Source organism: Ancylobacter sp., from assembly GCF_965249975.1.
Lineage (GTDB): Bacteria > Pseudomonadota > Alphaproteobacteria > Rhizobiales > Xanthobacteraceae > Ancylobacter.
The window spans coordinates 707,882-722,314 of record NZ_CBDFNE010000003.1 but is presented as its reverse complement, the minus strand read 5'-3'; the positions used below and the strand labels follow the sequence as shown (position 1 = coordinate 722,314).

The window sequence follows — 14,433 nt, the reverse complement described above, 5'->3', positions numbered from 1 at the left end:
GCGCCTGAGGGCGCTTGAGCAAGACAAGGCATCGGGCCGCCGACCGGCAAGAGGATGAACGGCGCCGGTGCGGCCTGGCGAACCGGCGGCGGCACATCGGACGGTTTTAAAGCCCGAGGCCACGACTGCGGTCAAAGTCGATGCCGTGGCTGAAGGCGAGCTCGCGACCAAGACTGCGGCCGGTCTCGGCACTGATGCCCAGTTCTTTCTTGCGCGTGGCGAGCAGGGATTCGAGCTGCGGGTCGCGCTCCAGGCTCCGCGCCATGTCGCCCATCTGGACGCGGGTGGCCTTGTAGCCGGAGTAATCGCCGTCGCTGTACTGGCGTTGACGCTGCTGGTCGAGCTTCTTCCAGCGCTCGACAAATTGACCGGCGCGGCGCTCCGGATCGGTGCGGATTTCCGTTTCAAGCTGGAGGGCGCGAATGGTGCGATTGAGCTTGCCGCCGGCCGCCTCGTGCACCAGCTCCGGGTTCTTCTCGTAGGCCGCTTCCGCGTCCCGCCAGCCATGAGGGCGTAGCTCCTCGAAGGCCTTGCGGGCGTCAGAGAGTTCGCGAATCTGCTCGGGCGTCCCCTGGCCGGTCGCGTCGGCCGTAGAGAGGATCGCGTCCCACGCGCGGGCATGCCTGACGAGAGCGCGGGTTCGCGCCTGCCGCAGCACCGCCTCCGGATCCTCGGGAGGCTCCTTCGCGAGCGGCCCGGCTCTGTTCCCGAGCTCTTCGCGCAGAGCTGGTGCTTCCTGTGCCATGTCTACGGACGGCCTGAGCGCGTCGACGAGGTCGCGCAGCTTCTCCGGAACCTTCCGCATCATCTCGACGACACGCTGGCGGAAGGTGATGCCGCGCCGCTCGGCATAGTCCTGCGCCGGATCGGAGCGCGCATAGTCCGACGCCATGTCCTTGGCCCGGTCACGCGACAGGGTGCGCACCAGCCGGTCCCTATCCGCGAAGTCGTCGCGGCCAAAGTGCAGCTCCATCCCGTCGCGGTGGCGCGATAGCGCGACATAGCTGGCATGGGCATCCATGCCGGGCGTTGCCAACACATGGGTGCGGTCCACGGTCATGCCCTGCGCCTTGTGGATGGTGGCGGCATAGCCATGGTCGATGCGGTCGTAGTCCTTCAAGTCGAAGGCGACGGATCGGCCATCATCAATACGCACGGACATGGACTGCGCGCTGACCTCTTCGATGGTGCCGAGCGTGCCGTTTTTCACCCCGAGCCCGCGCTCGTTCTGCAGGAACATCACACGGTCGCCACTGGCGAAGGAACGCTCTCCCCGCTCCACGATGACTTGCACTTCCTCGCCGAGATCGCCCGCCTCCCGCATCCGCTCGCGGGCGGCCTGGTTGAGGGCGCGCACCTCGTCATTGGTGTGGGTGAGGATGATGCGGCTGCGATCAGGCGCGACCTGCCGGTCACGGTCCCAACGTTCGATCAGCTCGCCCCGCGCCTGCTCCCGCGTCTGAGCGGCATGGACCATGCCGTTCCTCTCATAGGTATGAATCGCATCGCCGATCCGACCGGTCGCCAGATTGCGCGTGGCGTCGCGCTGCCAGTCCGCGCGCTGGCGGCGCACCTCGCCGATCTCGGCGCCGCCGTGACGCTCAACAAGCGAGCGGAAGGCGGCGCCCGCCTCGATCGATTGCAGTTGCTGCGGATCGCCAACCAGTACCACCTTGGCGCCAACATCAGCGGCATGGGAGAGCACGCGCTCCAACTGGCGCGTGCCGACCATGCCGGCCTCGTCAATCACCAGAACATCGCGTGAGGTGAGCAGATCCCGGCCTTGCCCCCAGCCATGTTCGAGGCTGGCGATCGTTCGGGACGTGATACCCGATCCGCCCTCCAGATTTTCCGCCGCGATGCCGGATAGCGCGACGCCGCGAACCTCCAGGCCCGCCGCCTCCCAGGCCTCACGCGCGACACCCAGCATGGCGCTCTTCCCCGTCCCGGCATAACCGACGACGATGCCGAGATCGTGCGTGCCGGTGATGTGCGCCAGAGCGTTAGACTGCTCACCGGAGAGAACAAGGCCACGCTGCTCAGCACGCTGAAGAGCCGCCTCCCTCTCTGTATCCTTTACGGCATGGCGTTCGCGTTCCGCCATGAGACCGGCAGCCCTGTGCAGACGCTGCTCGGCTTCGATCATCTGGCGGGTGGTGAAGCGGTCCTCGCCGCGTCCGTTCTTGCCGAGCTCGACGAGATCGGGCGCGCGGCCCATCGCGCCCATTACCTCGTTGAACTGCTCCATGCCGTCACTGTGGCGGTGGGCGAACCGAGCCATGTCCCGCCGGGTAAAGGTCGATTGCTGGTGGGTGATGGCATCCAGTGCCAGCGCCGGATCGGCGATGATCCGCGCGCCATTGCCGCGCGCGATCTCGCGATGAACCTCAGCACGATCGGCGGCCTCGATCCCCTCTCCCTCGATGCGTTGCGCGGGTGCACCGATCTGGCTCTGCGGCTCCAGCGCGATGCCCTGAGCCTCCAGGCTGCGATGATCAATCCGCGCGTCGATATCGAGGTCGGCCAACCGCTCATTGGCAAGCTCCGCCCAGCGTGCGCGCCAGCGCTCCACCATCTGGGTCGCATTCCATTCCCGCACCTTCGGGCCGAAACCGTCCTCGTCAACCGAGCGCATCGTGAGCATGACATGGGCATGGGGCTTGGCCATGCCGTCCCCGCCAATATCCCGATGCACATTGAGGTCGGCGACCATTCCGAGATCGACGAACTCCGCCTCGACGAAGTCACGGGCGAGCGCGATCCCCTGCGCCTGACTCATCTCGCGCGGCAGGGCAAACTCGACCTCGCGGGCGAGCTGGGCGTCCTTCCTCACCTCGAAGGCTTCGACATCGTTCCACAGCCGCTCGCGGTCGCGCCACATCTCGGGCGCCCCGTCGGGCAGCAACACCTCTGAGTGCACGACACCGCGCTTCGACGAGAAGTCCTGAACGCGATCAATCCGCGCGTCGCGCAGCCGCGAGGCCGAGCGGTAAGCTGCGGACGCCACCGCGCTGGAGCCGGCCTTGCGGCCAATGACCTTGACGTGAAGATGATAGATCGCCATCGCGATCCGAACATCACCACGGCGAAGCGCGCGTCGGAACGACGTATAAGCGCGCCCTCGAAACTAATTTCTCGGGACCGATCGCGCCGTTCCAGGCCGTCCCGTCACCCTTAAAGCATTTCGGCAGGCGCTCAACTATCATCGCTCCATCGACAGCTTATGGAGACGATGATGCGCAAACCACGGGACTTCGATGCAGAACTGAAATCGCTGGAAGAGAAGGCGCGGGACTTGAAAGCCCGCAAAGTGCAGCAACTCGGCGAGTTGGTCATCTCCACAGGAGCCGACGCGCTGACCGCCGACGAACTGGCGGGCGCGCTGATCGTGCTGGCCGAAACCAAGGACGCCGGAAAGAGGGAGGCATGGGCGAAGCGTGGCGCCGCGTTCTTTCCGGGGCGGACACGCCGAACTGCATCAGCGTCTGACCGCGACGTTGGTGGCGCTCAACCGCAACCGGGCGGCGCGCAACCGGCATCAGGGAGCGCGGGCGCGGAATGATATGCGCACCTGGCAGGTCGAGCGTCGCAGGCGGACGCGGCATCTGATCGAACTCGGCGGCCTCGTGGTTAAGGCCGGGATCGTGGACCTGACCGGCGATGATCGCGCCATGATCTACGGCGCACTGCTCTGGATGGCCGACAAGCTCCGAAGCGAAGAGCGCGACAAGGCGCTGGCGCTGTGGGTTGCGAAGGGAAAGCAGGCGTTCGAGGATAACTGAGCATCAGCACCGCCGAAGGACCCGCCCCTTCGATGGCATTGAGGTCAGGGAAAGAGAACGCGCTCCAATGCATCGACCAGTTCGCGCCGTTTGGCATCGGGCAGCTGGGCGAGGTTGCGCTGTTTCCACATGACGGCGGGCAAATGCTGCGCCTCCGGTATCGCGAGAAGTGCCCAATCCGGTTCGCCGCGCTTGAAGCCGGCAAGGAAGCGCCGGTGATCTTCCGGCATGTCGGCGACCATCGCGGCGATGATCGCCTCCCGCGCGGCCTCAAGGGCCGCGAGCGCGACAGGCTCCTGAGTCATGCCGGCGAAGCCCCGCGCGAACTCTTCGCCCAGCGGCTTGCGGGTCGGGGCGAGAACTTCGGCCATCGGACGGTTGTGACTGATGAGGTAGACCAGAAAAGCGCGGCGCAACTCGTCGCCGACGCCCTCGTTTGCCAAGAGGCTGCGCACGTCGAAGAGGTCGCGCGGGTGCTGGCGGTCGAAGGCCGCCACGATCTTGCCCGCGTAGAGGTCGGCGAATGACACGACCTGCATTTCGGCGAAGCCGAAGGCGTCTTCGACAACGGGCACCACACTCATTACGATGGGATCATAGACCGCACCGCGGAGCACTGGCGTCACCTCGATCTTGATCTGCACGCCGCTCGCCCGAACGATCAGCTTGGTGACGATATTCTCGTCGGCGGAACGCGAAGCATTGACTCGCGCGACAGGGATGCCCCGCTCGATCCGTTCCTTGATCCCCAGCATGGCGGCGTTGATTGCCGCGAGCGATGTGGCCCGGTCTTCGACCGGCAGATAGGTCAGGTCGATGTCCACGGAGAGGCGCGGCATGTCGCGCACGAACAGGTTGATCGCGGTGCCGCCCTTGAGCGCGAAAGCCCGCTCCTCCGCCACGAAAGGAAGGACGCGAATGAGCAGGGCGACCTGCTGCCGATATGCGTCCAGGAAGGCCATGAACTTCACGGACCTCCAAGATCGGACGGCACGGTGATGTTGTAGCGCGGATCGAGCTTGCCGCCTTTAGCGAGGACGCGCTTGCCCGAACCCAGATCGACGCGGGATACATCGAGCCGGGATCGCCACGCATGGCGGTGGCGGTCGGCGAAGTAGAGAAAAAGCCGCTTCACCTTCACGCTGGCGCAAGCCTCCAGTAGGGCTTGCAAACGGCGTGGGCTCAGATCGCTCAGCCCCTCCATCAAGGCGTCGGCCTGATGAAAACTCTCATGCTCGGGCAGTCCGTCGAGCAATTCGAGAATGGCCCGCTCCTTGCCGGAATAGCGGACAGGTAAGGTCAGGCCGCCGGCGCTGACCATGACCGGGTTTGACTCGGGCGGTGCATCGGCGCCGCGGGGAAACAGCCGCAGGCTGTTGTGCCAATGAAAGGTCACGTCGAGCGGCAGGCCCGCCAGCCAGGTTGGCGGGCGCTTCGGCCCGTAGAGGTGAACCTCGCGCACTGCTGTCGAAAGGTAGTGGGCGTAACCCTGCTGTTCGAGCGCGGTACGCCCGCCGACCGTCAACGGAAGGCCCAGCACCGTCTGGAGTGAGACGGCCACCTGCTGCCAGGTGAGTGGCGTGCGCGACCGGCGATAGACCCGCCGGGCCGGGCTATCGAGCCAGCCCGCGCGAACATACTGGCTGCGCAGCGCCGACGAATAGTCGTGGGCTTCCATCCAGGCGGCATCGGCCAGGAGCCCTTCGGGGAGCTCCTGCTGGAGTCGGTTTAACTTTCCGCCAGAACGCATATTCATGCTCGGTATTTTGGCTGATTTGCAAACCGATGTCGAGTTCGCACTCTTCGCGATTCGCAAAGGCTCGCTTAGCGTTTCATGAACCTGACAAACCACCCATCAAAATCGATGAGGTGGCCGCCTACATCGGACCATCCTTAAAGCCCCGTTTTCAGAGCGGAATTTTCAACGTGATGCTGCGGCAGCCCCGGCCCAACCGCCGCTGCTCGCCCCAGGATGGGGAGCTGCCGCTATCTTCCCTGATTTTCTCCGATCTTCTATAAACTTCCCCAACTACGAGTCACGGTGGGCGCATGGGCGACGAAATCCTGACGATCCGGGAGGTGGCGGAACTTCTCAAGATCAATGAGAAGACCGCCTACAAGCTCGCCTCGGCAGGCAAGATTCCTGGCTTCAAGGTCGGCGGATCGTGGCGATTCCAGCGGCAGGAAATCGCAAACTGGATAAAGCGTAAGGTCGAGGAACAGCAGGGGGGCAGCGGGGGCGCATGACGAACGAAGCCGATACCTGCCGAAAATTCGTCGTGCCCAAGCTGCAATCGGCGGGGTGGGATAATGAACCCCATTCCATCGCCGAGCAGCGCACCATCACGGATGGTCGCGTCATTCCCGTGGGCAAGGGCTTCGTCCGCAAGCCGCCCAAGCGGGTGGACTACCTGCTGCGCTACACGCGGGACTTTCCGCTCGCCGTGGTCGAGGCGAAGGCCGGCTACAAATCCGCGACCGATGCCGTGCAGCAGGCCCGCGACTATGCGGAAATCCTCGGCCTCAAATATGCCTACGCCACCAACGGCGCCGAAATCATCGAGATCGACTATTTCAAGGGGACGGAAACGCGCGTCGCCGACTTCCCCGCGCCCGACGACCTTTGGCGGCGCTATCAGGCGGGCAGCGGGATCGACACGCCCGAGCGCGCCGAACACCTGATTGCCCCCTACAATACGGTCGGCGGCAAGCCGCCGAGATACTACCAGCAGATCGCCATCAACCGCACGGTCGAAGCCATCCTTGCCGGAAAGAAGCGCCTGCTTCTCACGATGGCGACAGGAACGGGCAAGACCATCGTGGCCTTCCAGATTTGCTGGAAGCTCTGGTCGAGCCGCTGGAACACGACCGGGGAGTATCGCAAGCCGCGCATCCTGTTCCTCGCGGATCGCAACATCCTCATCGACGATCCGAAGGACAAGACCTTCACCCCTTTCGGGGATGCTCGCCACAAGATCGAATCTGGTGAAATCGTCAAAAGCCGGGAAATGTATTTCGCCATCTATCAGGCGCTTGCAGAGGACGAGCGCCGCGCAGGGCTTTTTCGCGACTATCCGCCGGACTTCTTCGACCTCATCATTGTCGATGAGTGTCACCGGGGAAGCGCGCGGGATGATAGTTCATGGCGCGTCATCCTTGAGCATTTCAAGCCCGCCTACCAGCTTGGCATGACAGCTACGCCCCTGCGCGAAGACAACCGCGACACCTACCTCTATTTCGGCAATCCGATCTATGAATACAGCCTGCGGCAGGGCATCGACGATGGCTTTCTCGCGCCTTATCGCGTTCATCGTGTTGTTACACAATGGGACGCGGCCGGATGGCGGCCGAGCAGGGACGAGGTTGACCGCTTCGGCCGGACGATCCCGGATGACGAGTACCAGACCAAGGACTTCGAGCGGACCATAGCCTTGCGTGCCCGGACGGAGGCGATCGCACGCCACCTGTCCGACTTTCTCAAGAAGACCGACCGTTTCGCCAAGACCATCGTGTTCTGCGTCGATCAGGAACACGCCTCGGAAATGCGGCAGGCGCTGGTCAACCTCAATGCCGACCTTGTGGCGCAGTATCCCGACTATGTGGCGCGCGTCACCGCCGACGAGGGCGCCATCGGGCGCGGCCACCTGTCCAAGTTCCAGGACCTCGAAACCAAAACGCCGGTTATCCTCACGTCGTCGCAGCTTCTGACGACCGGCGTCGATGCGCCCACCTGCAAGAATGTCGTGCTGGCGCGCGTTGTCGGGTCCATGAGCGAGTTCAAGCAGATCATCGGACGCGGCACGCGCCTGCGCGACGATTACGGCAAGCTGTGGTTCAACATCCTCGACTACACCGGCTCGGCCACCCGCATGTTCGCTGACCCGGATTTCGACGGCGATCCGGCTCGGATCACGGAAGAAGAAGTCAACGACGACGGCGAGACCACGGCAACGACGGAGATCATTCCCGAAGGGCAGGAGCCGGAGCCCGCCCCGCCAGAGGAAGGCGAACCCGGCGTGATCGAACCGCCGACCGGCGAGCCGCGCAAATTCTATTTCGACGGCGGCAAAGTCGAAGTCGTGGCCCATCTGGTCCACGAGCTTGATCCGAACGGCAAGCAGCTTCGCGTCGTCAAATACACTGACTATGCTGCCGAAAGCGTGCGGTCATTGGCTCCGACCTCCGCCGAGCTTCGCAGGCGGTGGGCGGACGCGGACCAGCGTAGCGAGATCATCGCTGCCCTGACCGAGCGCGGGATCGATTTCGACGTGCTGGCCGAACAGACGGGCCAGACTGATGCCGACCCCTTCGACCTCCTATGCCATCTCGCCTTCAACGCGCCGCTTCGCACCCGGCGCGAACGAGCGCAGAGCCTCAAGGCCGAGCGCAAGGACTATTTCGAGAAGTTCTCCCCCGAGGCGCGCCAGGTGCTCGACGAGCTTCTGGAAAAATATGCGGAACATGGCGACGCTCAGTTTGTCTTGCCGGACGTGCTCAAGGTTCCGCCCATCTCAACCCACGGCCAGCCCGCCGAAATCATCAAGCTATTCGGTGGCCCCGACGAGCTTCGCCGGGCCGTGACCGACCTGCAAGGACTGCTCTATGGCACGAACTAAAAAGAAGAACGGCTCAGACGCCGCACCAATGACGACCTCCCAGATGCTCGGGAGCCTCCTCAAGTCTGCGCGTGACATCATGCGCAAGGACAAGGGGCTGAACGGCGACCTCGACCGCCTGCCGCTGCTGACATGGATCATGTTCCTCAAATTCCTCGACGACCTTGAGCAGCAGCGCGAGGAGGAAACCGCGCTGTCTGGCCAGAAGTTCAGGGCCGCCATCGAGGCTCCGTATCGCTGGCGCGATTGGGCCGCTGATCCGCAGGGCGTCACGGGCGACGAACTGCTTTCCTTCATCAATTCCGACGAAGCCGTGCGGGCGGATGGGACGAAGGGCCCCGGCCTATTCGCCTACCTGCGGTCGCTCTCGAGCTCCAACGGCGACAACCGCCGCGACGTGATCGCCATGGTGTTCAAGGGCGTCGATAACCGCATGAAGAGCGGCTATCTGCTTCGCGACATCATCAACAAGGTTGGCGGGATTCATTTCACGTCGTCGGAGGAGCTTCACACCCTCGGCGCGCTTTACGAATCCATGCTCCGCGAAATGCGCGACGCGGCGGGCGATTCCGGCGAGTTCTATACGCCGCGCTCCGTCGTCCGCTTCATGGTGGAAGTCACCGACCCGCGCCTCGGCGAAACTGTCCTCGATCCGGCGAGCGGCACGGGCGGGTTTCTGGTGGAAACGTACAACCACCTTGAAAAGCAGGTGAAGACCGTCGCCGACCGCAAGCGCCTGCAAAACGACACCATCACCGGCTGCGAACCCAAGTCCCTGCCTTATCTGCTCTGCCAGATGAACCTGCTGCTGCACGGGCTGGACGCGCCGCAAATCGACCCGGGCAACGCGCTTCGCTTCAAGCTCTCCGAGATCGGTGAAAAAGAGCGCGTCGATGTGATCATCACCAACCCGCCTTTCGGCGGAGAGGAGGAAAAGGGCATCCAGGGCAACTTTCCCGAAGACCGTCAGACGGCAGAAACTACGCTGCTGTTCCTCCAACTTATAATGCGCAAACTCAAACGCCAGCCGACTTCAAGCGGCCGCCCAGCGCGTGCTGCCGTAGTCGTGCCGAATGGAACACTGTTTGGCGATGGTGTTTGTGCTCGCATCAAGGAAGAGCTTATCAAGGACTTCAACCTGCATACCATTGTGCGGCTGCCCAATGGCGTTTTCTCTCCATACACGCCCATCCCAACCAACATCCTGTTTTTCGACCGATCTGGTTCGACTAAAGATGTTTGGTATTACGAGCAGCCGTTGCCCGAAGGGCGCAAGAATTACACCAAGACCCAGCCCATGCAGTTCGACGAGTTCAAGAGTTGCATGGCGTGGTGGACAAAACGCGAGGAGAACGATCAGGCGTGGAAGGTGCCGGTCAAGGAGTTGTTGGACGCTGCCTGCAACCTTGACCGTAAGAACCCACGCGCGAAGGTAGACTTCGAGCATCTGCCGCCGGAGAAGCTTGCCGATGACATCTTGAAGAAAGAACTGCGAATCGCCGAGTTGATGCGGGAAATCAAGACGGCGTTGGGGTCGCCTGCATGACGACAGCGTGGCCCAAAGCATCCATGGGTGAAATCGCTCCACTGGTGAGACGCCCCGTTCTCACCAGTGCTGAGGAGCTGTATCGGGAAATCGGCATACGCTCCTTCGGGAAAGGTGTCTTCCACAAAGCGCCCACCACCGGCTTAGAAATTGGAGACAAGCGAGTCTTCGCTGTAGAGCCGGGCGACTTGTTGTTCAATATCGTCTTCGCTTGGGAGGGAGCAACTGCCGTTGCCTCCCAAGCTGAGCGAGGAATGATTGGCTCACACAGGTTTCTGACTTGCGTGACCGACAAGTCAAAAGCCGATGCTCGGTTCCTTAACTACTGGTTCACGCAGGCAGAAGGGCGCGACCAGCTTCTACGAGCGTCACCAGGAGGCGCCGGTCGCAACCGAACTCTTGGCGTGGAGAAACTTGCAGCTATCCACGTTCCCCTGCCTCCGCTCGACGAGCAGCGCCGGATCGTCGAGCGCATTGAGGAATTGGCTGCGAAGGTGGCGGAGGCGCGTGGATTGCGAGTGGTATCCGCCGAAGGCATGGATGCCTTAACCACAAGTGCCGCCGCGCGCATCCTAGAGGCACTGACCAAAACCGCCCCCCGCCTTGCGCTTGGTTCGCTCGTGACAGTTCGTGGCGGCGGAACACCATCGAAGGATGCACCGCACTTTTGGGGCGGCGATATTCCGTGGATAACGCCTAAGGATATGAAGCGTCGTGTGTTAGCCGACGCCGTTGACCACATCACCGAGATTGCCAGCAAGGAGAGTCCGGCAAAGCTCATAGCCCCAGGTGCCGTGCTGGTCGTCGTCCGCGGCATGATCCTCGCGCACACATTTCCTGCCGCTTTGTTGCATGCCCCAGCGACTATCAACCAGGACATGAAGGCCCTCATCCCTGATGCGAGAATATTGCCAGAATACTTGTGTGCGGTGCTATGGGCTTGGAATCCACGAGTCCTCGGTCTTGTAGATCGTTCTGGGCACGACACGAGGAAACTCAATACAGACAAGTTACTTTCCTTTGAGATACCTGTTCCAAGCATCTTGGTGCAGGAACGAGTTATTGCCGAACTCGATGCCCTTCAAGCCAAGGTCGATGCAGTGAAGGCGCTCCAAACCGAAGCCGCCACCGAGCTGGACGCCATGCTTCCGGCGATTCTCGACAAGGCGTTCAAGGGGGAATTGTGACGACATGGCCGACGACAAGAAAAAACACGAATCCTGAACGCTAAAAATAGGGGGCGGGATGCACATTGTACGTCTGACGATTTCCGGCTTCCGGGGCGTGCGTTCTGCGGACATTTCGTTGGGCCGTCATGCCGTGCTGGTGGGGCCGAACAACAGCGGCAAAACCACTGTCGTCGAAGCACTGGCGTTGCTGTTCGGGCGCGACCGTCTGGTGCGCCGCCTGACCGAACACGATTTTCACGGCAGCGCGCCGGATGAATCCGCGCGCATCCTGTGCATCGCCACCGTGACGGGCTTTACACCCAATGACCCGCATCATCATTCCTCTTGGTTCAGCCCCGAACGAGGGGTCGAGAAATGGTACGACCCGAACGCCAAGACGCTGAACGCCGCGCCGGACGCACAGCATACCGACCTGGCGGTGCAGATTGGCTTTGCCGCGCGCTTCGATCTCGACGAGTTGGAGGCCGAGACGATCCGTTTTTTCGTGGACGACGAGGCGACGCTGGGCGATCCGTTCGCAGAAGACGCGCATCTGCGAACGATTCAGACCAAGGCGCTCCAAGAGTTGGGCTTCTTTCTGGTTCCGGCCTCGCGCACATGGGACCGCTGGATTTCCTTTTCCTCGGAATTGTTCCGCCGCGTGGTAGCGACGCGCGGGGACATGCCCGCACAGACCGTCCGCGCCGAACGGGCGCGACTCTCGAATCCGCCGGAGGGCGCGCGGCTTGAAGACCAGCCGGGACTTTCCGAGATCGTCAACGCCGCCAACGACGAACTGCGGACGCTCATGGCCACCGCGCCACGACTTCAATTGCGCTTGACCGCGACCGACAGCGATTCCGTGTTGGAAAGCGTCATGCCGCATTTCGTGCATGGCACCGGGCCGACCCTTCCCTCACAGCGGCAGGGCACGGGCCTTGTCTCCCTGCAAAGCCTTCTATTGCTGATGCAATTCGGTAAGGCGCGCGCGGAAACCGGCCAGTCCTTCGTGCTGGCCGTCGAGGAACCGGAACTTCATATCCAGCCTTCGCAGCAGAAGCGGCTGGTCAATCGCCTCAACGCGCTATGCAACCAGACCGTCGTCACCACGCATTCGCCCATCGTCGCTGCGATGTTTCCCGCGCCCGACACGCTCTTTGTCGAAACGCGCGAGGGAATCCTGAGCGCCAAGCCGCTCATGGACCCGGTGCCCGCACAGCCGACCAATCACCAGCAGCATCTTCTCTTTGCATGGCGGCAGAAGTTGGTAGCCGCGCTCATGCACGAAAGCGTCCTGATCCCCGAAGGAGTTTCAGACGTGGCATGGCTGGAGACGCTGCAAACCGCACTTGAACTGCATCAAGGCTGGCAGGACGCCGGGGACGATGCTCCGCTTCTTTCCACCTTCGTCGGAGTCGTGCCGACCATCGACGCCAAGATCGCCGACACGTTCAGGCTGGTCAGCGCCGTTCACGCGCGGCCCAGCATTCTGGTGGATGGGGACAATGACGGGCGTGGCTACTTCGATGCGGTGAAGGCCAGCAACCCGCCGCCGCGTTGCGTGGTGTTTTGGCCGCAGGGCTGGGCGATGGAGCATGTGGTTTCGTGGATCGCGGCCGCAGATGAAGCCGTGATGCTGGCCGCGCTGGGGGCCGGGCTGGGGAGGCCGTTCGCTAACGCGCAGGCGCTTACTGCCCACTTACTCACCCAGAAATCCTATGCCCCGACCCATGAGAGCGCCGCCGTCGTTCTCATGGAGAATGTGGCCTGCCGGGCGCGTGCCGCGCAATTGCTCAATGCCTTGTGTGGCGTGTTGCGCGATCCCGCGAACGCCAACACGCCGTTCTTTACGCGCATTGTAGCGGACTCGACCGCCGACATGCACGTTTTCCAGTTTGTACCCACATGACGTTCGATTTCTTCGAGGGTGCGGCAGGCACTGGCAAGACCCACAATCTTGTGAGCCGCGCGGGGGAGATAGTTCAGGACGGCGCGCTTGGCGAAGGGCACAAGCTCTTGGCGCTGACCTTCATGAACGGGGCGCGCCGCCGTTTGGATGCGCGCCTTGGCGAGAACCCGGCATTCTACCGGCGCTTTGATTGCCAAACCTTCGATGTGTTCGCCAGGACGCTGGCCGCGCGGCGCCGGAGTCTGATTACACCAGCGATGCAGACGCAGGCCGATGCCCTGAGCGAATTTGACGGGCCATGCGCTCTGGCAGCGGGGCTTCTGGAAAACGAAGCCGTTCAGAAATGGGTAGCGCGGAGTTTTCCCCTTATCCTGGTGGATGAGGCGCAAGACCTCGATGAATACCGGATGCGCGTTCTTCAAGGGCTTTCGCCTTCTTGCCGGATCGTGGCGGCGGCGGATGCCTTCCAGTGTCTTCACAACGGACGTGACACCGCGCCACTCATGAGTTGGCTCGAAGGCGCGGGCCAGACACATCGTCTAACAGTTGTCCGGCGTACCAGTCAGCGCGGCCTTCTCGCCGCTGCGCTGGCCGTGCGCGAAGGCCGCGATGTGAAAGCGGTCCTTACCGCCAGAACCGCACAGAACAGGACGACATGGAACGGCGCAGGTTTTCGGCTTCAGGATGCTGTTGCGACGCAGGCCAATACGGGTCTACTTGCTTGGACGATTGCCAACGACATATCGCAGCGCCAAGGGCAGGTGGCCATTCTCACACCCGATGCAAGCAACGCCATCATCCGGGCGGCGCTTGCCACTGTGCAGACGAGACAGTGGACACGCAACAACGGTGGCGCGACCTTTGGCCCGTATCCTCACACATGGGATCGCCGCGACAACGACGAAGCGGATGCCTTAATGGCCGACGTCGCATTGCCAGAAACCGCGTCATACGCCGAACTTCGCGCGCTTCTAGCGCCGCTGACCGGACACGCGCCCATCGTGCAGGCAATCAGCCGAATGGACCGTTTGCGCCGCGCGCACGGGCAAGCGTCTTTCACCTCGGCGCAAGTCAAGGAGTTCGTGCGGGAGGCCGTGCGTAACCGCTCGCGTCTAGGTTTCCGGCAGCAGCACGGCCATTTGGCCATGACGATCCAGCGCGCCAAAAACCGTGAGTTTCCGAACGTCATCGTGTTGTGGCCGCACACGGCGACTGGCAGCGCCGAGCATCTGCGCAGGCTGCTTTACAACGGCATCACACGCGCTCAGAATCATTGCACCGTCATCGTGCTTGGGCAGAACAGACTGAACGCCGCACCATTCGCGCCATAGGGCGAAATGTTCTTCCTTCTCCCGACGCTCGTTTATGATGTTGAACGCAATTATGGCGATCTGGTTGCTGTATAGAATCC

Annotated in this window: 11 protein-coding genes; 8 read left to right on the top strand and 3 right to left on the bottom strand. The window is 62.6% G+C overall.

The features are described 5' to 3' along the window. Window positions 1-106 precede the first annotated feature (106 nt). Window positions 107-3,064: a Ti-type conjugative transfer relaxase TraA gene (traA, locus tag ACP2AH_RS03590; RefSeq protein ID WP_425104525.1), complete on the bottom strand. Its 2,958-nt coding sequence runs from the start codon at window positions 3,062-3,064 to the stop codon at window positions 107-109. Between the two features lie 171 nt (window positions 3,065-3,235). Here traA and ACP2AH_RS03585 point away from each other — a divergent pair, with 171 nt between their 5' ends. Both ACP2AH_RS03585 and ACP2AH_RS03580 read left to right on the top strand, forming a co-directional pair. Then, complete coding sequence (locus ACP2AH_RS03585; protein WP_425104723.1) at window positions 3,236-3,562, top strand: conjugal transfer protein TraD; 327 nt, start codon at window positions 3,236-3,238, stop codon at window positions 3,560-3,562. A 1-nt stretch (window position 3,563) separates the two neighbouring features. Continuing rightward, window positions 3,564-3,782, top strand: a complete 219-nt coding sequence (locus ACP2AH_RS03580; RefSeq protein ID WP_421700659.1) for a conjugal transfer protein TraD — start codon at window positions 3,564-3,566, stop codon at window positions 3,780-3,782. 44 nt (window positions 3,783-3,826) lie between these two features. Here ACP2AH_RS03580 and ACP2AH_RS03575 read toward each other — a convergent pair whose 3' ends face one another. Further along, window positions 3,827-4,744 carry a nucleotidyl transferase AbiEii/AbiGii toxin family protein gene (locus ACP2AH_RS03575; RefSeq protein ID WP_425104722.1) on the bottom strand — a complete coding sequence of 306 codons (918 nt, stop codon included), beginning with the start codon at window positions 4,742-4,744 and terminating at the stop codon, window positions 3,827-3,829. A 5-nt stretch (window positions 4,745-4,749) separates the two neighbouring features. Next, complete coding sequence (locus ACP2AH_RS03570; RefSeq protein WP_425104524.1) at window positions 4,750-5,538, bottom strand: type IV toxin-antitoxin system AbiEi family antitoxin domain-containing protein; 789 nt, start codon at window positions 5,536-5,538, stop codon at window positions 4,750-4,752. Window positions 5,539-5,831: 293 nt separating this feature from the next. Between ACP2AH_RS03570 and ACP2AH_RS03565 the strand changes: the two genes are divergently transcribed. Genes ACP2AH_RS03565 through ACP2AH_RS03540 form a run of 6 tightly spaced genes read left to right on the top strand, consistent with a single transcriptional unit; the run spans window position 5,832 to window position 14,353 of the window. Next, window positions 5,832-6,029 (top strand): helix-turn-helix domain-containing protein, encoded by a 198-nt coding sequence (locus ACP2AH_RS03565; RefSeq protein WP_414668047.1) that lies wholly within the window; start codon window positions 5,832-5,834, stop codon window positions 6,027-6,029. After that, window positions 6,026-8,398 (top strand): EcoAI/FtnUII family type I restriction enzme subunit R, encoded by a 2,373-nt coding sequence (hsdR, locus tag ACP2AH_RS03560; RefSeq protein WP_425104523.1) that lies wholly within the window; start codon window positions 6,026-6,028, stop codon window positions 8,396-8,398. The genes ACP2AH_RS03565 and hsdR overlap by 4 nt, the downstream gene beginning before the upstream one ends. Beyond that, window positions 8,385-9,944: a type I restriction-modification system subunit M gene (locus tag ACP2AH_RS03555; protein WP_425104522.1), complete on the top strand. Its 1,560-nt coding sequence runs from the start codon at window positions 8,385-8,387 to the stop codon at window positions 9,942-9,944. The genes hsdR and ACP2AH_RS03555 overlap by 14 nt, the downstream gene beginning before the upstream one ends. 23 nt (window positions 9,945-9,967) lie before the next feature. After that, window positions 9,968-11,131 (top strand): restriction endonuclease subunit S, encoded by a 1,164-nt coding sequence (locus ACP2AH_RS03550; RefSeq protein ID WP_425104521.1) that lies wholly within the window; start codon window positions 9,968-9,970, stop codon window positions 11,129-11,131. A gap of 58 nt (window positions 11,132-11,189) precedes the next feature. Continuing rightward, window positions 11,190-13,022 carry an ATP-dependent nuclease gene (locus ACP2AH_RS03545; RefSeq protein ID WP_425104520.1) on the top strand — a complete coding sequence of 611 codons (1,833 nt, stop codon included), beginning with the start codon at window positions 11,190-11,192 and terminating at the stop codon, window positions 13,020-13,022. Continuing rightward, entirely contained in the window at window positions 13,019-14,353 is a 1,335-nt protein-coding gene (locus tag ACP2AH_RS03540; RefSeq protein ID WP_425104519.1) for an ATP-binding domain-containing protein, read from the top strand. The genes ACP2AH_RS03545 and ACP2AH_RS03540 overlap by 4 nt, the downstream gene beginning before the upstream one ends. Window positions 14,354-14,433: the final 80 nt, after the last annotated feature.

Coding starts and splice junctions, on each gene's coding strand:
- ACP2AH_RS03585 (WP_425104723.1), top strand. CDS start 3,236: ATGCGCAAACCACGGGACTTCGATGCAGAACTGAAATCGCTGGAAGAG.
- ACP2AH_RS03540 (WP_425104519.1), top strand. CDS start 13,019: ATGACGTTCGATTTCTTCGAGGGTGCGGCAGGCACTGGCAAGACCCAC.
- ACP2AH_RS03550 (WP_425104521.1), top strand. CDS start 9,968: ATGGGTGAAATCGCTCCACTGGTGAGACGCCCCGTTCTCACCAGTGCT.
- ACP2AH_RS03575 (WP_425104722.1), bottom strand. CDS start 4,744: ATGGCCTTCCTGGACGCATATCGGCAGCAGGTCGCCCTGCTCATTCGC.
- hsdR (WP_425104523.1), top strand. CDS start 6,026: ATGACGAACGAAGCCGATACCTGCCGAAAATTCGTCGTGCCCAAGCTG.
- ACP2AH_RS03545 (WP_425104520.1), top strand. CDS start 11,190: ATGCACATTGTACGTCTGACGATTTCCGGCTTCCGGGGCGTGCGTTCT.
- ACP2AH_RS03570 (WP_425104524.1), bottom strand. CDS start 5,538: ATGAATATGCGTTCTGGCGGAAAGTTAAACCGACTCCAGCAGGAGCTC.
- traA (WP_425104525.1), bottom strand. CDS start 3,064: ATGGCGATCTATCATCTTCACGTCAAGGTCATTGGCCGCAAGGCCGGC.
- ACP2AH_RS03580 (WP_421700659.1), top strand. CDS start 3,564: ATGCGCACCTGGCAGGTCGAGCGTCGCAGGCGGACGCGGCATCTGATC.
- ACP2AH_RS03565 (WP_414668047.1), top strand. CDS start 5,832: ATGGGCGACGAAATCCTGACGATCCGGGAGGTGGCGGAACTTCTCAAG.
- ACP2AH_RS03555 (WP_425104522.1), top strand. CDS start 8,385: ATGGCACGAACTAAAAAGAAGAACGGCTCAGACGCCGCACCAATGACG.